This window comes from Rhodococcus sp. ACS1 (genome assembly GCF_002300155.1).
In the GTDB taxonomy this organism is placed as follows: Bacteria; Actinomycetota; Actinomycetes; order Mycobacteriales; family Mycobacteriaceae; genus Rhodococcus_F; species Rhodococcus_F koreensis.
In genome coordinates this window covers 110573-131470 of sequence record NZ_NSDZ01000011.1, presented here as the reverse complement: position 1 = coordinate 131470, position 20898 = coordinate 110573, and the positions used below count along the sequence as shown (strand labels likewise).

22 protein-coding genes are annotated in these 20898 nt (G+C 69.6%); 7 read left to right on the top strand and 15 right to left on the bottom strand.

The features are described from left to right. The first annotated feature begins 82 nt into the window (after positions 1 to 82). On the top strand, positions 83 to 1045 hold the full coding sequence (locus tag CJ179_RS42040; RefSeq protein ID WP_072942556.1) for an alpha/beta fold hydrolase: 963 nt from the start codon (positions 83 to 85) through the stop codon (positions 1043 to 1045). Here the strand turns inward: CJ179_RS42040 and CJ179_RS42035 are convergent. Genes CJ179_RS42035 through CJ179_RS42025 form a run of 3 tightly spaced genes read right to left on the bottom strand, consistent with a single transcriptional unit; the run spans position 1026 to position 3042 of the window. Beyond that, a complete protein-coding gene (locus CJ179_RS42035; RefSeq protein WP_371851553.1) occupies positions 1026 to 1349 on the bottom strand; it encodes a hypothetical protein in 324 nt (107 codons plus the stop codon). The two genes, CJ179_RS42040 and CJ179_RS42035, sit on opposite strands and share 20 nt — an antisense overlap. Continuing rightward, positions 1346 to 2191 carry a DUF692 domain-containing protein gene (locus CJ179_RS42030; protein ID WP_095865394.1) on the bottom strand — a complete coding sequence of 282 codons (846 nt, stop codon included), beginning with the start codon at positions 2189 to 2191 and terminating at the stop codon, positions 1346 to 1348. The genes CJ179_RS42035 and CJ179_RS42030 overlap by 4 nt, the downstream gene beginning before the upstream one ends. Next, positions 2188 to 3042 carry a TIGR04222 domain-containing membrane protein gene (locus CJ179_RS42025; RefSeq protein ID WP_095865393.1) on the bottom strand — a complete coding sequence of 285 codons (855 nt, stop codon included), beginning with the start codon at positions 3040 to 3042 and terminating at the stop codon, positions 2188 to 2190. Before CJ179_RS42025 ends, CJ179_RS42030 begins: the two co-directional genes overlap by 4 nt. Positions 3043 to 3191: 149 nt before the next feature. Between CJ179_RS42025 and CJ179_RS42020 the strand changes: the two genes are divergently transcribed. After that, positions 3192 to 3842: a maleylpyruvate isomerase family mycothiol-dependent enzyme gene (locus CJ179_RS42020; protein ID WP_095865392.1), complete on the top strand. Its 651-nt coding sequence runs from the start codon at positions 3192 to 3194 to the stop codon at positions 3840 to 3842. A 3-nt stretch (positions 3843 to 3845) separates the two neighbouring features. Here the strand turns inward: CJ179_RS42020 and CJ179_RS42015 are convergent, their stop codons facing one another. The 5 genes from CJ179_RS42015 to CJ179_RS41995 all read right to left on the bottom strand — a co-directional run bounded on the left by CJ179_RS42015 (position 3846) and on the right by CJ179_RS41995 (position 6724). Beyond that, positions 3846 to 4187, bottom strand: coding sequence for a hypothetical protein (locus CJ179_RS42015; RefSeq protein WP_072942546.1), 342 nt, complete (start codon positions 4185 to 4187; stop codon positions 3846 to 3848). Positions 4188 to 4340: 153 nt separating this feature from the next. Further along, positions 4341 to 5009, bottom strand: a complete 669-nt coding sequence (locus CJ179_RS42010) for an SDR family oxidoreductase (protein ID WP_072942544.1) — start codon at positions 5007 to 5009, stop codon at positions 4341 to 4343. A 56-nt stretch (positions 5010 to 5065) separates the two neighbouring features. After that, positions 5066 to 5470, bottom strand: a complete 405-nt coding sequence (locus tag CJ179_RS42005) for a TIGR03668 family PPOX class F420-dependent oxidoreductase (RefSeq protein ID WP_072942541.1) — start codon at positions 5468 to 5470, stop codon at positions 5066 to 5068. Further along, positions 5470 to 6057, bottom strand: a complete 588-nt coding sequence (locus tag CJ179_RS42000; RefSeq protein WP_095865391.1) for a hypothetical protein — start codon at positions 6055 to 6057, stop codon at positions 5470 to 5472. Before CJ179_RS42000 ends, CJ179_RS42005 begins: the two co-directional genes overlap by 1 nt. Positions 6058 to 6103: 46 nt before the next feature. Further along, positions 6104 to 6724 (bottom strand): LysE/ArgO family amino acid transporter, encoded by a 621-nt coding sequence (locus tag CJ179_RS41995; protein ID WP_072942537.1) that lies wholly within the window; start codon positions 6722 to 6724, stop codon positions 6104 to 6106. Positions 6725 to 6796: 72 nt separating this feature from the next. On the opposite strand from CJ179_RS41995, the gene CJ179_RS41990 reads away from it, so the two are divergent. Next, positions 6797 to 7672 (top strand): LysR family transcriptional regulator ArgP, encoded by an 876-nt coding sequence (locus CJ179_RS41990; RefSeq protein ID WP_095865390.1) that lies wholly within the window; start codon positions 6797 to 6799, stop codon positions 7670 to 7672. 45 nt (positions 7673 to 7717) lie between these two features. Further along, on the top strand, positions 7718 to 8716 hold the full coding sequence (locus CJ179_RS41985; RefSeq protein WP_072942652.1) for a PHP domain-containing protein: 999 nt from the start codon (positions 7718 to 7720) through the stop codon (positions 8714 to 8716). A 33-nt stretch (positions 8717 to 8749) separates the two neighbouring features. Here CJ179_RS41985 and CJ179_RS41980 read toward each other — a convergent pair whose 3' ends face one another. After that, positions 8750 to 10672: an AfsR/SARP family transcriptional regulator gene (locus CJ179_RS41980; RefSeq protein WP_095865389.1), complete on the bottom strand. Its 1923-nt coding sequence runs from the start codon at positions 10670 to 10672 to the stop codon at positions 8750 to 8752. A gap of 86 nt (positions 10673 to 10758) precedes the next feature. Here CJ179_RS41980 and CJ179_RS41975 point away from each other — a divergent pair, with 86 nt between their 5' ends. Continuing rightward, on the top strand, positions 10759 to 11637 hold the full coding sequence (locus CJ179_RS41975; protein WP_095865388.1) for an alpha/beta fold hydrolase: 879 nt from the start codon (positions 10759 to 10761) through the stop codon (positions 11635 to 11637). A gap of 116 nt (positions 11638 to 11753) precedes the next feature. Further along, entirely contained in the window at positions 11754 to 12647 is an 894-nt protein-coding gene (locus CJ179_RS41970) for a class I SAM-dependent methyltransferase (protein ID WP_095865387.1), read from the top strand. A gap of 1 nt (position 12648) precedes the next feature. Here CJ179_RS41970 and CJ179_RS41965 read toward each other — a convergent pair whose 3' ends face one another. Together CJ179_RS41965 and CJ179_RS41960 are read right to left on the bottom strand one after the other, a co-directional pair. Next, on the bottom strand, positions 12649 to 13458 hold the full coding sequence (locus CJ179_RS41965; RefSeq protein WP_072942528.1) for an MBL fold metallo-hydrolase: 810 nt from the start codon (positions 13456 to 13458) through the stop codon (positions 12649 to 12651). 41 nt (positions 13459 to 13499) lie between these two features. Then, positions 13500 to 14267 (bottom strand): thiazole synthase, encoded by a 768-nt coding sequence (locus CJ179_RS41960; protein ID WP_072942526.1) that lies wholly within the window; start codon positions 14265 to 14267, stop codon positions 13500 to 13502. A gap of 206 nt (positions 14268 to 14473) precedes the next feature. Between CJ179_RS41960 and CJ179_RS41955 the strand changes: the two genes are divergently transcribed. Next, complete coding sequence (locus tag CJ179_RS41955; protein WP_072942651.1) at positions 14474 to 14689, top strand: hypothetical protein; 216 nt, start codon at positions 14474 to 14476, stop codon at positions 14687 to 14689. Positions 14690 to 14697: 8 nt separating this feature from the next. Here the strand turns inward: CJ179_RS41955 and CJ179_RS41950 are convergent, their stop codons facing one another. The 4 genes from CJ179_RS41950 to CJ179_RS41935 all read right to left on the bottom strand — a co-directional run bounded on the left by CJ179_RS41950 (position 14698) and on the right by CJ179_RS41935 (position 20826). Beyond that, positions 14698 to 16869 carry a serine/threonine-protein kinase gene (locus tag CJ179_RS41950; RefSeq protein WP_179377889.1) on the bottom strand — a complete coding sequence of 724 codons (2172 nt, stop codon included), beginning with the start codon at positions 16867 to 16869 and terminating at the stop codon, positions 14698 to 14700. Between the two features lie 40 nt (positions 16870 to 16909). Then, a complete protein-coding gene (locus tag CJ179_RS41945) occupies positions 16910 to 17920 on the bottom strand; it encodes a glutamate ABC transporter substrate-binding protein (RefSeq protein ID WP_095865386.1) in 1011 nt (336 codons plus the stop codon). Next, on the bottom strand, positions 17920 to 19266 hold the full coding sequence (locus CJ179_RS41940; protein ID WP_095865673.1) for a hypothetical protein: 1347 nt from the start codon (positions 19264 to 19266) through the stop codon (positions 17920 to 17922). Before CJ179_RS41940 ends, CJ179_RS41945 begins: the two co-directional genes overlap by 1 nt. Positions 19267 to 19410: 144 nt before the next feature. After that, entirely contained in the window at positions 19411 to 20826 is a 1416-nt protein-coding gene (locus CJ179_RS41935; RefSeq protein ID WP_257016138.1) for an amino acid permease, read from the bottom strand. Between the last annotated feature and the right edge of the window lie 72 nt (positions 20827 to 20898).

The following is a 20898-nucleotide window of genomic DNA, read 5'->3' as shown; positions in this document are numbered from 1 at the left end:
CTGCGAATCAAGTGCATTCTAGTGGCGTCGCCGTTACGGTACACTGCGAGAACGCGTTCCAGCCGGTGGAGGGATTCGGAGCATGGCGACGTCGACGGAGCGATCGATCACGGTCGACGGATTCCGTTGGCAAATCAGCGAACTGGGTGACGGTCCGCCCGTGATCCTGTGCCACGGGTTCCCGGGCCTCGGCTACAGCTTTCGGCACCAGATGCTGGCCCTCGCGGCGTCCGGGTACCGCGCGATCGCCCCGGACATGCCCGGCTACGGCGGCACCGACGTGCCCCGCGACATCGACGACTACACCAACGAGCGGGTGTCGGACGCACTGATCGGTCTGCTCGACGCCCTCGGACTCGACCGTGCCGTGTTCGTCGGCCACGACTTCGGCGCTCCGGTGGCCTGGACCGTCGCGCTGCGTCACCGCGAACGCGTGTCCGGGCTGGTGCTGCTGTCCGTTCCCTACATGCCCGATCGTTTCCCACTGCGCCCGTCGGAACTCTATGCGTCGCTGGCGCGCAAGCACTTCCTGCACATCCACTACTTCCAGGAACCGGGTGTCGCCGACCGCGAACTCGACGGCGACCCCCGTGGCTTCCTGCAGCGAGTGTTCTACGCATTGTCGGGCGACTACCGCTACCTGGACATCTGGCAGCACCCGTCGGAAGGCAACGGGTACCTGGACGTGCTGCCCGACGCCCCACCCCTGCCGTGGTCGTGGCTGACGGAGGACGAGTTCGCGCACTACGTGGAGGTCTTCACCCGGACGGGATTTACCGGCGGCCTGAACTGGTACCGGGCTTACGACGCCAACTGGGAACGCGCCGCGAGAGTCGGGGTGGCCCAGATCGAGGTGCCGACGTTGTTCGTGGCCGGTGCGAACGATCCCGTCGTCGCGATGAGCGGTGCGCAGGCACTCGACCGGATGCGCGACACCGTCCCCGACCTGCGCGGCGTGCACCTCCTCGACGGCGCCGGCCACTTCGTCCAGCTGGAACGGGCCGAAGAGGTGAACGAGCTGCTGCTCAATTTCGCCGCAGGCTGAACAGGCGCCGCCGCGTCGGTGCGGGCAGTTCGCCGATCGATTCGAGGTGCGCGGTGAACGCCGCGGCGTCGGCGCGCGTGCTCACCTTCGGCCTGCCCTCCGCCCAGGCGGTGAACAGCACGACGAATCGTTCGCCGCATGCTGCGCGGACGTGCGGAATGCACTCACCCACCTCGCCGGACCGCTTGCGCAGCAATGCCTTCGATGCGATGCCGAGTGCGTCGCGGTCGAATCCCTCGGGCGGTTCCCCCGACGCAACGAGAGCCCGCACCAGCGCCGCCTGCCGATCGGCCAGCCCTGTCACGACAGGCTCCATTCGGCGCCCCGGGTGATCCGCTCGAAACCGGCCGCGTCCGCTATCGCATCCAGTTCGCCGAACAACTCCGAGGCGGGCGGATAGTTCCCGTCGCGCTCGAGCATCATCGCGGGGGCGCCCCCGGATGCCCACTCCCGGACCAGGTCCAGCACCTCGACGGGCACCGGGTCGGTGTGGGTGTCGTGGTACGCGCCGTCCCGTTCGGATCCGCCTGCGACGTGGCAGTACGCCACGCGTTCGAGGGGGAGCCGCCGGAGTTCCTCGGCGGCGTCGCGGCCGCGGTTGCGGGCGTTCGCGTAGACGTTCGCGACGTCCAGCAGCAGGTGGACCCCGGTGCGTTCGACCAGTTCGGCAAGGAACTCACCCTCGGAGTACTCGTCGTCCGGCCAGTCGAACAGGGCCGCGATGTTCTCCACCGCCAGGGGCACCGGCACACACTCCTGCGTGCGCCGGACGTTGCGCACCAACACGTCCAGCGCCTCCGCCGAGCGCGGCACCGGCAGCAGATGCCCGGCCTCGAGACCGCCCGCACGCACGAACGCGACGTGCTCGCTGACGAGCGGCGCCCCGAGCGCGTCGGCGCACCGCGCGAGGTGCTCGATCCGGTGCTGCTCGACGGGCTCGGCGCCACCCAGCGACAGTGAAATGCCGTGCGGGACGACGGGAACCCCCAGCGATCGAAGCTCGTTCGGAACGTCGACCCCGCGTCGGCGGGCGGGCAGCGATTCGGCGATCACCTCGCAGAACCGCAGGCCGTCCAGTCGGTCGATGATCCCACAGATCTCCGGCCGCCAGCCGATGCCGAGGCCCGGCTCGATCAGGGCGGTCATCCCCCGCACCCGCCTCCGCAGCCACCGCCACCGCCGCAGGAGGAGGAGCTGCTGCCACCGTCGCCGCCGCTGCTGCTGTCGGAGATGCCGGCCGCGCTCGCGAACCCCGGCGAGAACAGGGCGACGGAACCCATCCCGAACAGTGCCGTCGACAAGGCGATCGGCGTCGGACCGTATGCGGTCAGGGCCGGGCGCATCCGCGGCGACAGGTACGAGTGTTCGCGGCGCAGTCGCTGCAATTCCGCCGTCCCCTGGCGCGTCCTGCGGCCGGTCCGTCGAACCAGCTCACGTGAGGCCGAGAGCAGCACCACCGCGACCAGCAGGAATCCGATCGGCTTGCCCGCGGCGAACCCGGCGACGAGGCGTGCGACGCCGATGGCCACGACGACGAGGATCGGGATGGTCGCCCGGCGGTTCCACGCCTTCTGCTCGGCTCCGGTGAGCAGTCCCTGCGCGACGAGGATGGTCCGCAACTCGTCGAGTGGGGCCCGCAACCGGCCTGGGAGCCGAAGGTTGCCGAGGGCGCCGCGCCCGGAGGCGAGTTCGTCGTAGACGGCGCGCGTGAACCACCCGCGGGCGTTGTCGGGGACTCCCCACGCCCGCAGGATCGTGCCGTCGTCGGAGATGATGCCGGCTCCCCGCAACAGCGTCAGGGATGCGGCGACGGCGCGATCGTCGCTGGTCAGCATGCCGGTCTGCACCGGGTCGAGGCGAACACCGGCGGTCGGCGCGGGAGGGTTGCCGTGGGAACGAAGAAACAGAGCCAGCCCGACCGAGAGCACGGCGGCGGCGATGTAGATCACCAGGAAGGTCTCACTCGGTATCCCCCACGTAGCGGATTCGTTGTACATCACACACCACCTTTCAACCACGTTGTCCGACAGTCGATCTCAGTATCAGTACGATTGTCCCAGATGCACCCGCCGGAAGCCGATCGTCACCGTTCCGTTATCGGGATCCTGGGACTTCGCCGTGGTCGAGTTGTGGGAGCATCGTCTGCATGACGTCACCGGGGCCCGCACTGTCGTATGTCGAACTGCTCGATGCTGTTGCCGAATCACACCGGACGGTGGAGGCCGCGCTGGCGGGGTTGACCGACGATCAGGCGCGGGGGCCGTCGCTGCTGCCGGGGTGGAGCCGGGGGCATGTCGTCACGCACCTCGCGAGGAACGCCGATGCGCTCCACCGATTCGCCGTCGGGGTGCTCACCGGCGAGGCCGCGCCCGAGATGTACCCGGGCGGTCCGGCCGCACGGGCCGCGGCGATCGAGGAGGGAGCCGGGCGTCCGGCGGAACTACTGGTGGCCGATTTCCGCTTCGCGGGACGGCGGGTGATCGAGTCGCTGCGCGGGATCACCGAAGATCTGTACGAGACGCCGGTGAACTGGCGTCAGCGGGTGCCGGCGCGTCAGGTGCCGGTGCTGCGATGGCGTGAACTCGAGATCCACCACGTGGACCTCGGCCTCGACTACACGGCGGCCGACTGGCCGGAACTTTTCGTGGAGCACACCTTGGAATCGGAGCTACCCGCGCTGGCCGTCCGATACCCGGAGGTCCGGGCGCCGGAACTTCCGCGCACCGAACTGCTGGCCTGGGTCGTCGGACGCCCCACGCGGGAGGGCCTGCCGCCCGTCCCCGCGTGGCCGTTCTGACCGTCAGGCGTATTCGACGCTCTCGAACGTGTCGACGTCGTCGAGCGCGTCCCAGATGATCGCGTAGCGCTTGTGGGTCATCTCGTCGGCATCGACGAGGAGCGCGTCGAACAGGGACTTCGGGTTCTCCTGCCACTGCTGAACCAGGGCCGCGACCGCCTGCGGCGTGAACAGACCGGACCGCGCTGCCGCCTCGATCCACTCGTCGAAGTCGCCGCCGTGAATCCGCTCGACCGCGTCGCGATCGACCTCGCCGTCACCGAGATCGAGAGTGAACATCGTCGCGAAGACGTCGCCGTCGACCGCGACGACGGTGTCGCTGTGCATACGCTGTTCGGTGTTCATCGTGGGGATACCTCCTGGGAGTCAGCTCGCTGGAGCCGACTCGCGTTTGCGATCTCTGCTGATGAGAAGAACTGTAGGGCGACTGATTGTGAGCAGCTTAAAGCCTTTCTGCGAGATCAATCTGTGATGTATCTCACGCAGGTTTCTCCGCTGTCACCGCACCCTCAGCACGACTTCTGTGGGGTGCGCGTCACGCGGCGTCTCCACCGCAGTACGCACGGCTTTTGCGACGGTCGACGGCTGCAGGTACTTCTCCGGCCGGTACTCGTCGCCCTCGCCGGCCACGATGGCACGCTGCATATCGGTGTCGATCCGACCGGGGTGAACAGATGTGACGCGCAGTAACGGCTCCTCGAGCCGCAGCGCGTCCCCGAACGCCCGGAGCGCGAATTTGCTCGCCGCATACGACGCCCAGCCGGCGTTCGCGCGGATGCCGGCACCCGAATTGATGAGCACCACGTGGCCGCCTGCGGCGCGCAGAGCGGGCAGCAGCAGTCGCGTCAGTTCGGCCACCGCGATCACGTTCGCCTCGAGCGTGTGCCGCCACTGTTCGACGGTCGACTCCGCGACGGTCGCGAGGTCGGCGACGCCGGCGTTGTGGACGAGGACGTCGAGCCGGTCGATCGGTGCGCACGCCGCCGCCACCGCGTCGTAGTCGGTCAGCTCGACCGGCCAGGGTTTCGCGCCCGGCAGCTCGGCGAGGATGCCGGTCAGCGACCCGGCCGACCGGGCGCCGAGCAGGAGGTCGTGGGTCGGTGCGAGTTCGCGGGCGATGGCGGCTCCGAGGCCACGGCTGGCGCCGGTGATCAGGGCTGTGGGCATGCGGAAGAGGCTATCGCCCTGTGAGTACTTGTTAACCGCCGGCGGTTAACAAGTACTCACAGGGCGGACCAGTGATGCCACCTCAGGTCGCGGATCGCGATCACCGGTCCGTCCGGGCGGCGGTCGACGTATTGCGGATACTTCGCGGCGAGGACGTCGAGCGCGGCGGCGCCCTCGTCGGAGTCCGGGTCGAGGATCCGGGCCCGGCCGTCGACCCGCACCCACCACAGGTGGTCCCAGTTCTCGTCGTAGTGATCCACCAGCAGGGTGACGGCGGGGTTGCCGGAGATGTTCTTCAGGCGCCGCAAGGCCGTGGTGCGTTTGGGTTTGTGATCGACGCAGGAATAGATGGCGTCGGAGTCGAGCGCGAAGACGAGCGGGACGAGGTGCGGCACCCCGTCCGCCCCGACCGTGGCGAGCCGGGCGACGCGGGCGGCCGCGAATCGTGCGACGGCGTCCATCACGGTTCCATCAGGTAGTCGCCGCTCACCGGTTCGGGGAGCGCGGGGATGCCCAGCGGGCGCGTGAAGTACGCCCACGGGAACCACAGCGTCCCGACCTTCTGCCAGCCGTCGGCCTCGAGTTTCTCGCGGCTCGCGAGCGCCGACGCCCGGGTGTGCTCCCACTGTTCGTCGGACTTGCGGACGGTGTGGAACAGGGTGCCGAATCCGACGGAGTGCCAGCCGTACGAGCCGGCGCGGTTGAGGATGCGCATCTCGTTGAACGCGGTCAGTGGGGTGAGCCGGCGGGTGCGGCCGTCCGGGTCCGGGTCCGGGTCGGGGGCGTCGCCGATCCGTTTGCCGAAGCGTTGTTGCGCCGCCTGCCGCGACATGCCGAGGGCGGCGCCGACCGTGTCCCAGCTGTGGCCGGCGGAGCGTGCGGCGGAGATCGCGGAGATCAGCAGTTCGTCGACCGAGTCCCGCGCCTGCGACGTGAGCCGGACGAGGGCCAGGTAGGCGGCGGGGTCGTGGTCGAGCCCCGGGTCGATCCGGGGGTCCGCCTTGGCGATCGCGTCCGACAGCAGCTGGGTGAGCGCGACATCCGACATCTGTCAAGTATTGGTTGACAGATGTGCTCTGTCAACAAAAAGTTGACTAGCTGGTGACGAGGGTGATGCCGAGGGCGAGCATCAGCGCGGCGATCCCGGCGTCGAGCACGCGCCACGCGTTCGGGCGGGCGAACACGCGATGCAGGAACTGGGCGCCGTAGCCGAGTGCGAGGAACCAGATGACACTCGCGGTGGCGGCGCCGAGACCGAACAGCCACCGCCCCGAATCGCCCTGGTTGTTGGCCACCGAGCCGAGCATCAGCACCGTGTCGAGGTAGACGTGCGGGTTGAGCCACGTGAGCGCGAGGCAGGTGAGGATCGACGTCGCGAGGGTCGCCGATCCGACTTCCATCGTGGCGTCCAGCGTTCCGGGGCGCAGAGCGCGACGGGCGGCGAGCACGGCATAGGAGACGAGGAATGCCGCTCCCGCCCAGCGGATCACGGTGACGGCGGCGGGAGCGTGGGCGAGTACGGCCCCGATTCCGCTGATCCCGACGGCGATGAGTGCGACGTCGGACACCGCGCACAGCACGACCACCGGCAGGACGTGCCTGCGGACGATCCCCTGTCGCAGGACGAACGCATTCTGCGCGCCGATCGCGACGATCAGCGACAGGCCGGTGCCGAAGCCGGCCGCCGCCGTGAGCAGGGCAGGGGTGAGGTGCATGGGAACCACGCTACGAACCCCACCGTCATCAATCCAGCTAATTATCCTTCATTGCCATTAGCATCGCTTCATATGGATCTGGACCTGGCCGCTCTCCGCACCTTCGCCGCCGTGATCGACGAAGGCACCTTCGACGCCGCGGCCCGGGTACTGCACATCACGCCGTCAGCGGTGAGCCAGCGGATCAAGGCGCTCGAGCAGCAGGTGGGACGCGTCCTGGTGCAGCGGGCCAAGCCGGTCCGGGCCACCGACTCCGGGCACGTCGTGCTCACGCTCGCCCGCCAGATGGCGCACCTCGAGCGTGAGGCCATGTCTTCCCTCAATCCCGAACAGGCGGCGACGAGCACGCTGCCGCTCGTCGTCAACGCGGATTCGCTGTCCACGTGGATCATTCCCGCTCTCGCCCGGCTGGCGCCGGAGTACCGGGCGCTGTTCCACCTGCACCGGGAGGACGAATTCCACTCGACCACCCTGCTGCGGGAGGGCACGGTGATGGCCGCGGTGACGTCCGTTCCGGAGGCGGTGCAGGGCTGCACCGTCGAGAAGCTGGGGTCGATGCGGTACCGCGCGCTGTGCAGCCGCGACTACGCCGAACGCTGGCTTCCCGACGGCCCGACCGCGGACGCCCTCGCGGTGGCACCGATGCTCGACTTCGATCGCAAGGACGAACTGCAGGCCCGGTTCCTGCGCGGATTCACCCGGCGCCGGTTGCAGCCGCCGCGACATTTCGTGCCCGGGTCCTCGGCGTTCTCCGACGCCGTCCGCTACGGACTGGGCTGGGGACTGCTGCCGGAATTGCACACCGGCGACGACCACGGGCTCGTGGAACTCGACCCGTCCCGTCCGATCGACGTTCCGCTGTACTGGCAGCGGTGGAAGCTGGATTCGCCCATTCTCGCGGCGCTCACGACCGCGGTCCGGGACGGGGCGCGCGAAGCGTTGCGGTGACGTCCGGGTGGGCGCAACACTGGAGTCATGGACGCCGACAGCCCGATGGACCCGGTGCAGGCCCTGCGAGAGACAGCGTTCTGGCTCGAACGGTCGCGGGCGGAGACGCACCGTGTGAAGGCGTACCGGCGGGCGGCCGACGTGGTCGCCGAACTGTCCGACGAGCAGCGGGACGTCCGCGGGCGTACCGACAGCTGGAAGGACCTGCCGGGCATCGGGCCGAAGACGGCGACGGTGATCCGGGAGGCGCTCGACGGGGTGCCCGTCTATCTGGCGGAACTGCGAGAGAATGCGGAGCCGATCGGCGGCGGCGCGTTGCGTCAGGCGCTCAAGGGCGATCTGCACACCCATTCGGACTGGTCCGACGGCGGCAGCCCGATCGACGAGATGATGCGCAGCGCGGCCCTCATCGGCCACGAATATTGCGCTCTGACAGACCATTCCCCACGGTTGACCGTCGCGAACGGGCTGTCGGCGGAGCGGCTGCGGTCTCAGCTGGAGGTGATCGCCGAGCTGAACGAGGAACTCGCGCCGTTCCGCATCCTCACCGGCATCGAGGTCGACATCCTCGAGGACGGGTCGCTCGATCAGGATCCGGACCTGCTCGACGAACTCGACATCGTCGTCGCCAGCGTGCACTCCAAGTTGCGGGCGGAGCGCGGGGCGATGACCCGGCGGATGGTCAGAGCCGTCGAGAACCCGCTGGTGGACGTGCTGGGTCACTGCACGGGCCGGCTCGTCGAGGGCGGGCGCGGGACCAGGCCGGAGTCGACGTTCGACGCCGAGCAGGTGTTCACGGCCTGCCGCGACCACGGCACCGCCGTCGAGATCAACAGCCGTCCCGAGCGCCGCGACCCCCCGAGCCGGCTCATCGATCTGGCCATGGACCTGGGGTGTCTGTTCTCCATCGACACCGACGCGCACGCCCCGGGTCAACTCGCCTGGCAGGGTTACGGATGCGAGCGCGCGATGCGGTGCGGGGTCGACGCCGACCGCGTCGTGAACACGTGGTCCGCCGACGACCTGCTGGAGTGGGCCAAGTGACGCCTGTGAGTGGCTAGCGAGTGCAGGGACTCGTCAACAACGCACGGGCCGAAGGCCCATCGTGAGCATCCCGCTCCCCGCCCCCGCGATTTCGCCTGCGGCGGGTGCTAATTCGTCTCGGGCCCGTTCGATCAGCCGAGCGTCGCCGACGGCGGCCGCGGCGTGTTCGATCAGCGACCACAGCGCCTCGACGAGCAGATCGCGCGGCGGATCGGGTGCCCGGCGCAGGGCGGCCGCCGCGTCGTCCGGGCGACCGTCCGCCAGCAGGAGGTGGGGCCGCGCCCACGGTTCGTACGGTCCCCACTCGGTGTCGGCGTCGAACGTCGCCGGCAGGCCCCGCGACACCCGCAGGCACAGCAGCGCCAGCGGGAGGATCCCGTGCTCGAGGCCGGGCATCCCGCTGCCGTCGAGGAGCTTCGCCGCCGCCCGGTAGCCGGCCTCGGCGTCCGCGTCGGACGCACCCGTCGCCGCCGCGCGCATCGCCCGGTACCACGTCGTGAACACGGCGACGAGCGGTCGCTCGTGCCGCTCGGCCAGGTCGTCCGCGGCGGCGGCGTGCTCGTCGGCGCCGGCGAAGTCGCCGAGCGCCCCGAGCGCCTGCAGCCGAACGAGATGCCCGAGTACCTCGAAGTTCACGAACCCGTGTCGCACCGACAGTGTGATCAGTTCCCGGCCGATCGCGTCCCGCTCGGGAGCGAGGCCCGAGCGGTGAAACGTGTGCATGAAGACGCCGTTCAGCGCGGATGCGAGCAGCGCCGGGTCGTCGAGTGCGCGGGCGATCGCCTCGGACTCCCGGCCCGCCCGCAACCCGCGGTCGCCCGGTGTCCCGCGGGACTCCAGGGCGATCGTGGCCAGCAACCGAGCACGGGCAGTGTCGTGGACGCCGGGCGACAGCCGTGCGAGGGTGCGTTCGGCGGCGGCGACGATCAGCGCCGCCTGCTGCGGGTCGTCGGACCGGGTCCAGATGCCGGGAACGTCGTAGGCCCCGATCACGCGGGCGGTCAGCTCTGGGTCGCCCAGTCGTTCGGCGGCGACGATCGTCGCGAGCCGTTGCTCCCGGGCCGCCGCGAGACCGCTGCCGCCGGCCACGGCGAGGCTGCGCAGCAGCCCGACCGTCGATTCGAGTCGCGCCCGGGCACCGGACGCCACCGTGCGGTCGTAGGCGGCGGCCGCGCGCTCCCACATCCGGTCGGGGTCGAGTTCGAGGCGGTCGTCGCGGCGCAGGATGTCGGTCTCGAGGGACGTCAGCTGCGGGCTCGGGTCGATTCCGAGTTCCTCGGCGAGCAGCTCCCGCGCCCGGCGCAACACGGCCAGTGCCTCACCCTGGCGGCCGCAGCGGTAGAGGGCGAGGGCCAGCAGCCGCCACGCCCCTTCCCGCCAAGGGTGTTCGGCCACAAAGGCATCGAGGTCCGGTACGGCCTCGGGGGCGAGCCCGACGGCCAGCCGGGCCTCCGCCCGCCGCTCCACCGCGGACAGTCGCAACTCCTCGAGCCGCGTCCTGTCGGCGTGGGCCCACGACTCCCCGGCGAACTCCGCGTACGACGGGCCGCGCCACCACCCCAGCGCTTCCTCCAACAGCTCGAGTGCCCGCCCCGGTGCGGCGGTCGCGGCCTCGGCGACCGCGTGCTGGAACCGCCACGCGTCCACGGACTCCGGGCCGGCCCGGAGCGCGTACCCGGGACCGTCGGTGACGAGCAGCCTCGCGGCGGTACGGGCCGCGCGCTGCGGCTCGAGGGCACGCCGCAGCGCCGAGACGAACGTCCGGACAGCGCCCTTCGCTCCGGCGGGTGGGTCGACCCAGAGGTCGTCGACGATGACGCCGACCGGGACGACCCGTCCGCGGGCGACGATCAGGCGGGCGAGCACCGCCCGGTGACGTGGTCCCTTCAGCTCGACGGGGCCGCCCGTCTCGTCCCACGCGACCACCGGCCCGAGCACACCGAACGTAGGAGTCACTCCGCCACGGTATAGCGCTCATCGAATACTCATCGACCGCCCCGAGACTGGACGAGAACCACCCCGAGCACGGAAGGCCACCACCCATGACCCCAGTCATCCCCGGATTCGACTACCAGCGCGTGACCGTCGCCGACGACGTGGACCTACACGTCGCGGTCGGCGGTTCCGGCAGCCCGATCGTCCTGCTGCACGGCTTCCCGCAGACGCACCTGATGTGGCGGCACGTCGCCACCGACCTGGCCGCCGAGCACACCGTCATCTGCCCGGACCTGCGCGGTTACGGCGCCAGCGGCAAACCCGCCGAGACGGACGGCACCGTCTATTCGAAGCGGACGATGGCCGCCGACGTCGTCGCGCTCGCGAAGGAACTGGGCTACGACCGGTTCGCGCTGGCCGGGCACGACCGCGGCGCGCTGGTCGCCATCCGCGCCGGACTCGATCACCCCGATGCGATCAGCCATCTCGCGTCGCTCGACGTGCTGCCCACGTTGGACATGTGGGACATCCTGCACGGCGCGGACGCCGCGGTCGCGTTCCACCTGTACCTGATGGCGCAGCCGCCCGGACTGCCCGAGCAGATGATCGGTGCGAGCGCCGACGCGTTCTTCGGTCACTTCCTGGACTCCTGGACCGCTGATCCAGGCGCGATGCCCGCCGACGTGCGCGCCGAGTACCTGCGGGCGTCCCGGGACGCCGTGCCGTCCATCGTCGCCGACTACCGGGCGTCCGCGGGCATCGACGTCGAACACGACCGGGCGGACCGGGCAGCCGGGAACCACCTGCGGATGCCCGTCACCGTCGTCCAGCAGGACTGGGGCAGCGTGCTCGGCTACGACGCCGCGGGCCTCTGGCGGGCCTGGGCACCCGACCTGGTGCACGACACCCTCGCCGCGGGTCACTTCATGGCGGAGGAAGCGCCCGGGGACATCGTCGACGCGCTGCGTGCGCTTCTGAAGAGGTAGGCGCCGAAACGGGTTGTACGGCAGCATGATAGATGCAGTGAGCGTGGCGGCGTAGAATCGCCGGGGAGCCTGGTCGGTCGTCATGTCCGACACTTCGGCACGATCGGGAGGTATTCATGCGCACCGACGGTGATTCCTGGGACATTGTCAGCAGCGTGGGGCTCACGGCCCTGGGGGTGGCGACGTTCCGGGCGCTGGAAACCGGCCGTCCCGATGCCCTGATCCGCGACGACTACGCGCCGTGGTTCGTGGAGGCGGCGGGCGAACCGCATTTCACCGGGCTGCTGGCCGACCCGTCCTCGCTGGGAGACACACCGTTCTCCGGTTTCATGGGGTTCCGGACGCGGTTCTTCGACGAATTCTTCCTGACGGCCGCGGCGGACGGAGTGTCGCAGGCGGTGATCCTCGCAGCCGGGTTGGATGCGCGGGCGTATCGCCTCGACTGGCCGGCGGGCACGACGGTGTTCGAGGTCGATCAGCCGAAGGTGCTGGAGTTCAAGGGGGAAGTGCTGTCCGAGCACGATGCGCGGCCGAAGGCCGATCGCCGCGCGGTGCCGGTCGATCTCCGGGACGATTGGCCGGCCGCCCTCGACGCCGCAGGCCTCGACCGCGGCAAGCCCACCGCGTGGTCGGCCGAGGGATTGCTGGCGTACCTGCCGGGCGCGGCACACGACGCGCTGTTCGAGCGGATCGACGAACTGTCGAGCCCGGGTAGCCACATCGCTGTGGACAACTTCGCGCCGGGCACCGACGCGAAGCGTTTCGACGAGATCAGGAAGAAGTATTTCGACAAGGACCCGTTCGGCGACCTCGACATCACCCAGTTGTTCTACGGCGACGAGCGCGCCGACCCGGAGCACTGGTTGACCGAGCACGGCTGGTCGGTGCGGAGTTATTCTCCGTTCGCGCTGGCCGAGTCGTACGGCAGGCCCGCGCCCGAACTCCCGGAGGAACTCGCGGACCTGGCCGACCGCGCGACCTACCTGACGGCAGTGAAGACCGGCGGCTGAGTCAGCCCCGCTCGGCGGCGAGTTCCTCGAACAGCGTCGGGTCGTGGGCGGAGAAGACCCGGACCCGCGGGGCCACCTGATTGTTCAGTTCCCGGAGCCGGCGGTGATTTCCGCGGATCTTCGAACGGTCCACCGCGATCAGCTCTTCCATCACCCGCAGCGCGCGACCGGCGGTTCCCGGCGACACCTGCCCGGGGGCGGCGACGGTGCTGCGGTGGTAGAACGCGTCGCCCGCGTGCAGCAGCCAACCGCGGTCGCCGGTGTCGACGGCCACCGCCGCGTGACCGCGGGTGTGCCCGGGCATCGGGACGAGCACGATGCGGTCGCCGACCCCGTCGATCGGGTGGGCGCCGGAGAAACCGAGCACGGATTCGCCCGGCCCCGAATAAGTGTGCGTCCTCGGCCGCGGGGTGAGCTGGGCGGGGCGGTACCGCACCTTCTCTCGGAACGACGAACGTCCTTCCGACGCAGCCTCTTCCGCGGCGGTGGTGTGCAGGGTGGCATTCGGGAAGTCGGCGACCCCGCCGATGTGGTCGAAGTCGAGGTGCGTCGCGACGATGTGGGTCACGTCCGAGGGATCCAGCCCCAGCTTGCCCAGTTGGCGGACCGCCGTCTCCGACTCGCGGAACCGGGCGCCGGTCAACTTCGCGTACTTGCCGACGCGACCGGTGGGGTCGGCGACATCCGCCAGCCCGAAACCGGAGTCGACCAGCACGATGCCCGTGTCGGTCTCGCATGCCAGCACGTGGCACACCAACCGCCCGATGAGCGCCGAGGAGAACGAGCCGCAATTGAGGTGGTGTACCCGCATGGGCGTTCACGCTAGCCGAGTCGGCGTTCGCGGGCGCCCGATTACACCGCGACCGGGGACGACGCCTGCGCCCAGAACCGTTTCGGTATCCGCCCGGCGGTCCTGGCGCGACGTCCGGCCGTGACCGCCCCGGCCATCGCCGCCGCCATCAGCGGCGGGTCCGACGCCCGCGTCACCGCGGAGGCGAGCAGGACGGCGTCGCAGCCGAGTTCCATCGCCAGCGCCGCATCGCTCGCGGTGCCGATCCCGGCGTCGAGAATGACCGGGATGTCCGTGCGCGCGACGATCATCTCGATGTTGCGGGGATTGGAGATGCCGAGCCCGGTGCCGATCGGCGACCCGAGGGGCATCACGGCGGCGCACCCGGCGTCGACCAGACGCTGCGCGAGCACCGGGTCGTCGTTGGTGTACGGCAGCACGACGAAGCCGTCGTCGACGAGTTGTTCTGCTGCCGAGACGAGTTCGATCCCGTCGGGTAGGAGGGTGCGCTCGTCGGCGATCACCTCGAGCTTGATCCAGTTGGTGCCCAGTGCCTCCCGGGCCAGCTGTGCTGTCAGCACCGCCTCCGCGGCGCCGCGGCAGCCGGCGGTGTTCGGCAACAACGCGATGCCCAGCCGATCCAGCAGTTCGAGCAGGCCGGTTCTCCCCACGGCATCCACCCGGCGCATCGCGACCGTGGTCAGTTCGGTGCCGGAGGCGATCAGCGCCTCTTCGAGAACGGCCAGGTTGGCCGCACCCCCGGTACCCATGACCAGCCGCGACGAGAAGTCCCGGCCCGCGATCGTGAGTGCGTCGGTGTGATTGCGCATAGGTACCTCTCCGATCGGGTTGAGTACTCGAACCGTACGATCGAACCGTCTCCGACGTCAGAGCCACTTGTGTGCTGTGTCATAGGTCCAGATTGGACCCCTGCGCCGCCGTTCTTCTGGATCTTCTGGACCCGTACCAGATGCCGCAGAGTTGTCGGTCAGATGAGCTGAGTGGCACACGCCGCGACGTCACGATGGGAGCAGGCATGAACACGATGGTCGCCGGCAGGAACCGCACCGCGAGGTCGAGGGAGGAGCAGCGCCTGGCCGCGGAATTGGAGGATGCCCGGCGTCGCATCATCGAACTTATGGGGCAGCTCGCCGAAACAGTGCGCAGTCGTGACGCTTTGAGCGACCGGATGCAGGTGATGGCGTGGAATGCCCGGTGGGGCCGTGAATCCGTCGGATTCGGCGGCCTCTGACACCGGCGCTACAGCCACGTGGTCGGGCGGATCAGATTCGCGAGATCCACCAGCGTGTACCGGTGCCTGCGCTCGGGCGCCTTGCGGGCGAGGGCACGGAGCGCCGCCTCCGCCCCGGTGCGCAGACCGCGCTCGGTGAACGGCACACCGAGGATCCTCGTCGCCTCGGGGACACCGCCGGCATGCAACCAGTCCACGGCCACCCCGAGAACGAGCACGCGGGTCTGGAGCGCGCGTCGCTCGTCGTGGGCGAGCAGTTCGACGCGGCGGGCCGCCTCCTGCAGATCCAGTTCGCTCACCTCCGCGAGGGGCCGATCGTGGACGAGCATCAGCACACTCGTCAACCGCGCCTCGGCGTAGTGCCGGGACGTCGGCGGCACCTCGTCGAGCGCCTCCACCGCGTTGACCCGGTCGTCGCGGTGCTCGAGTTGCCGTGCCAGCCCGAACGCGGCACTGACCGCGCCGTGATCGGTGCGCCACACCGTGCGGTAGTACTTCTCGGCGGTCCCGCGCCACCGCCCGAGGTTCTCGGCGGCGCGGTATTCGCACCACATCTCGGACGTCGCCGCGAGCGCGAGTTTCGGGGCCTCCTCGCCCGGTAGCGCCGTCAGGACCGAATCGAAGCGGGTGAACGCCTCCTCGAAGTCGCCGCCCACCAGAGCGCACAGCCCGGTGTGCCAGTCGACGCGCCACGTGTCCTCGAGTTCGTGGTCGAGGGATTCGAGGATGGTGGTGGCATCACGCGGCTGCCCGAGGTCGAGGTGCGCGCGCACCTCGGCGAGCGGGATCTCGATGCTCGTGGACTCCACGCCCTCCTTCGCCGCCACCTCCTTCGCCCGGTGCAGCGAATCGAGGAGTTCCCGCGGTCTGCTGTGCACGACGGACAACAGCGGGGCGGCCGGATCGTCCGGGTCCACCAGCGGAATCGGCAGTGCCCGAACGATGCTCATCGCGCTGATGCGTTCGTCCCGGCGATGCCCGTCGACGTAGACGTCGGTGCGACTGATCGTGAGGTCGGTCCCGAACGTCGTTCGCTGCGGGCTGAAACGGTGGGACAGTCCCGGCTGCGGGTTTCCGGTCCGCTGGGCCCGGACCTCTCGCAGAACACCCTGGAGCTGCGTCGACATCTCGTCTGCCGACGCGAAACGCTTGGCCGGGTCGGGGTGGATGGACCGGAGCAGCAGCCGCTGGTAGAACTCGTATTCCGCCAGCAGCGGCGACGCCTCCGGAGTCGGCAGGCCGTCGACGTAACAGCCCCCGGCGGTGGGCATGTCGAGGGTCAGGACGGCGAGCGTCCGCCCGACGGTGTAGATGTCCGAGGCGACGGTGGGCCCGGTGGTGGCGATCTCGGGGGCTTGGTAACCCTGTGTGCCGTAGATGTATCCGTGATCGCCGATCCTGGCGACCGCGCCCATGTCGATGAGCTTGAGCTGGTCGTAGTCGTCGCCGATCATGATGTTCTCGGGTTTGAGGTCGTTGTACACCAGTCCCATCGAGTGCAGGTATCCGAGCGCAGGCGTGACTTCGAGGAGGTAGCGGATGGCATGCTCCACCGGCAGCCTCGGTTTCGGGTCGTCGGGCGCCGCCTCCTCCTTCAGTTCGGTGAGCACGTCGCGCAGGGTCCGGCCCCGGACGTACTCCATGACGATGTAGCCGACGGGATTGCCGTCCATCCCGGGGTGTTCGACGAAGTTGTAGATCTTCACGATGCTCGGGTGCGTCACCTCGGCGAGGAACCGGCGCTCGGCGAGCGCCACTTCCTGGGCCTCGGGGTCGCCCGAATGCAGCAGGCCCTTGAGGACGACCCAGCGGTCGCTGACGTTGTGGTCGAGCGCGAGGTAGATCCAGCCGACGCCGCCGTGGGCGAGGCACCCGAGAACCTCGTACTGACCCGCCACCAACTCGCCCGCCTCCAGTTGGGGGGCGAACGAGAAAACGGTCCCGCAGTGCGTGCACACCCCCTCCGTGTCGCCCGGCCGGGCCGCGGTGGAGCGTCCGACCGGCCGCTTGCAGCGGTCGCAGTACCGTTTGTGCTCGGCGAGAACGGGATTGGTCAGGAGCATCGACAGGTCGGAGGTGTGCGCGGCGTCCGGCACCGTGCGGGACGAGGGGACTTCGTCCTCGTCGTCGTCCGCGAACGGATCGAACCGCACTCCGCGTGTGGATTCCGGTTCGTCCATCGGGGTTCGCCTGGTCTCGTCGCTCACGGTCGGTGACACCTCAGTCCCGGTAGGTGGCGGTCGGCGGTCCCGTGACGGGTCCGAGTACCGTCAGCCAGCTGTCGTAGAGCCTCATCCACGTTCCGTCTGCGCGCATCCGATCCAGCGTCCCGTTCACGAAGCGCACCAGATCCTCGTTGCCCTTGTTGACCCCGATACCGTACGGCTCCGACTGCAGCGGCGGGCCGACGATCTCCAGATTCGGATCCTGCTCGGCGAGCCCGGCCAGGATGGAGTCGTCGGTGCTCGCGGCGTCGGCCCGACGCTGCTGGAGCGTCACGAGGCAGTCGTCCCAGTCGGGCACCGTCACGATCGTGGCCTCGGGCTGCACCCGGCGAACGGTGTCCAGTGAGGTGGTGTCGGCGACGGTGCAGACGCGCTTGCCCGCCAGATCCTCCGGGCCGGAGATGCCGGAGACCTTCGGCACCAGCAGTCGCTGGTACGCCTGGAAGTACACGGTGGAGAAGGCGACGCGCTCGGACCGTTCACACGTGATCGTCGTGCTCTTGACCACGAGATCCACGGCCTTCTTCGCGAGGGCGTCGAAACGGTCGCCGGACGTGAGCAGGCGGAACTCGACCCTGCTGGGGTCGCCGAACAGGTCCCGCGCCATCTCACCCGCGACGTCGACGTCGAATCCCATCAGCATGCCGGTCGTCGGGTCCCGGAAACTGAACAGGTTGGTGTTCTGGTCGATCCCGACGACGAGCCTGCCGCGTGCGGTGATCTCGGCCAGTGCGCTTCCCGGCGCCCGGACGTCCGGCGCGGTGACCGGGCGGAGACTCGCGAGCGCGCCGCAGGAGTCGGGTGCGGGTGGTTCCGCGGGCACGTCGCCGGTCGGCGGATGGATCTGAAGTCCGTTCGTCAACGGCTGTTCGGAGTAGTCGCCGCTCGCGATGGGAGTGAGGGGTTGCGGGGCGGCGCATCCGGCCGCGAGAACGGTGGCCGCGGCAGCCGAAAGGATGAGGGCGCGCGGGCACGTCCGCCGTCTCGGTCGCCTCACCCGCGTCATCAGTGGTACTCGTTCAGTCTGGGCCAGATCCCCCCACCGACGGCGAACCCGCAGAGCACGCCGATCACCATGCTACCCACCGCGAGCAGCGACAACGAGCGAAAGGACTCGGTCATTCCGTCGACTTCCTCGCCGCGGAAGCTGTCGATACCGTGCTGCAGCGCCTCGTCGAGGGCCGCGAACGTCGCGGGAGACGCGGAGTCCGCGGGGCCGATCGCGACGGCCGTCGCCCCCGGGTAGTCCCCCACCTCCAGCCTCTGCTCCAGCATGTCGTGCGCGTGCCGCCAGTCGCCGAGTGCCGTCACCGCCTCGTCGATTGGTTGCGTGGCGCCCGGTTCGTGAGAACCGCCCTGCAGGCCCGCGAGCACGTCGGCCAGCGCGGCGGAGCGGTGGGCGTAGTCGATCTCGGACTGTTCGTCGGATCCACGCTGCAGCAGCGCGAGGGTCTCGTCCGCCCGGGCCTGCTGAGCGAGGATCCTCGCCTGGGTGATCGTCGCGAGTGGTTGCGCCCCTTCGGTTCTCGCCCGATCAGTGGCCGCGGTGGAGACCAGGCTGGCGCCTGCCAGCCAGACCAGGAGGGTGGCGGCGAGCAGGGACGCGACGACGAGGCCGGGGTTGATGCGGCGTTTGCTCTTGCGCGCCAGGTACACCTGCGCGAGGAGGAGCGCGACGAGCAGGGCGACGGTGGCGGCGAACGCGACTCTGGGGAGCCGCCCGGTGAGGACCTGGGTGTCGGCGACGGCCCTCGACTGCTCCGAGTACAGACGCTCGGCGGCGGGCAGGATCGTGTCCTGCATCATCGAGGACGCGTCGCTGAGATAGGCGACGCCGACCGGGTTGCCCGATCGGTTGTTGGCGCGGGCCGTCGCGACCAGGGTGGTGTACGCGGCGAGGTTCCGGGACACCTCGGACAACTGGGCGAGGGCGGCGGCGTCGGTCGAGTCGACCCCGTTCGACGCGGTGACCAGCGCATTCGACGCGTCCCCGATCGCCTGGTTGTACCGATTGCGGACGGCGATCGGCTCGACGCCGCCCGAGATGAACGACGTGGCCGCCGCGGCGTCGGCGATGGACAGCGAACTGTAGAGCCGTTCGGCCGCGTAGGTGAGGGGTTCGGTGTGCGTCCGCAGCGTCTCGATGCGTTGTTGCCGGGCGCCGATCGCCGCCGACGTGACCGCCCCGGTCGCCAGCGCCGCGGTGACGAGCACGATTCCCAGCACGGACAGCCGTCCCGGGGTCGAGACGAGGAATTCCCGCCACGGCCGGCGCCGGGAGTCGGGCTCGACGAGCAGCGACTCGTCGAGCGAGTGTTCTTCGGTGACGACGTCGTCTCCGCGGTGGAACACGGTGTCCTCCTCCGCCGAGGTCTTCTGCAAGTGTGCCCCGATTCGCGGCGGGTCGTGCCGGAAAAAGCCGATGTGGCATCGGGGGCACAAAAGAGGGGCAGGGACCGCCGGTGCGGTCCCTGCCCCTCTTCGACAAGGCGTGTGTCAGTGTTGTTCGCGCGTCACGATTCCGACGAGTTGTTCCGCTTCGGCACCCGTGGCGGCGGGTTCGGCGGCCGGTTCCGCGGGCGGGGTGACGGTGTCGAGGCGTTCGGCGCTGGTGCGGCTGCGCCGGCGGAACTCGTAGCCGATCAGGATGAAGGCCAGAGTCACCACACTCAGCCAGAACTGCGAACGGGTGGTGGGGAGCACGGCCATGGCGGCGATGACGGTCCCCATCAGCGCGATGGTCGCGTAGCTGAGCCAGGGGAACAGCCACATCTTCAGGCTGAGTGCCTCGGGATCCTGCGCCTCCAGCTTCCGGCGGAGCGCGACCTGGGAGATCGCGATCATGAGGTAGACGAAGAGCGCCACGGCGCCGTACGAGTTGACCAGGAACGAGAACACGAGATCCGGGGAGACGAACGCGGCGATCACCGAGGCGTATCCGATCACCGTCCCGGCGAGGATGGCGCGCCGGGGCACTCCGCCACCCGACAGGCGGGTGAACATGTGCGGGGCGTCGCCGTTGCGGGTGAGGGCGAAGAGCATCCGCGAGGACGTGTACAGGGCGGAGTTCAGGCAGGACAGCACCGCGGTGAGGATGACGACGTTCATGATCGTGGCCACCCCGGGAATGTGCAGGGCGGACAGGGCCGCCGCGTAGGGGCTGACGCCGACGGCTTCGGCGCTCCACGGCACCACGGCGACGACCACGAAGATGGATCCGACGTAGAACGTGATGATCCGGACCACGATGGAGCGCATCGCCCGGGCGACGGCCTTCTTGGGTTCCGCGGACTCGGCGGCCGCGATGGTCACGATCTCGGCGCCGGTGAAGAAGGCGACGCAGGGAACGACCGCGGCGAGTACCGCGCCCCAGCCGAGCGGAGCGAATCCGCCGTGATCGACGAGGTTCGCCACCCCGGGGGTCGAGTCCGGCCACAGTCCGGTGATCCACAGGGCACCCAGACCGAGGAAGAGGACGATCGCGATCACCTTGATCGACGAGAACCAGTACTCGAACTCGCCGAACGACCGGGCCGACACCAGATTGGTGCAGGTCAGGATGACGAGAAGGCCGAGGCTGAGGATCCACAGCGGCGCGGACGGCAGGTAGAGCTGGAGTATTCGGCCACCGGCGATGGCTTCGACGGCGACGACGATGACGAAGAAGTACCAGTACATCCAGCCGACGGAGAATCCGGCGCGATTGCCGAGCGCTTCCCTGGCGTACACGTAGAACGATCCGACCACCGGCTTGGCCACGGCCATCTCCGCCAGCATCCGCATGATCAGGAGCGTGATGACCCCCGCGATGAGAAACGACACGATCGCCGCCGGGCCCGCGCTCTCGATGACGACACCGCTGCCGACGAACAATCCGGCACCGATCACGCCGCCCAGGGCGATGAGATTCATGTGCCGCTTCTTCAGACCCTTCCCGAGACCGGAGTCCTGGGATTGGGCCGGGGGTGGTGTTGCAGTCACGTT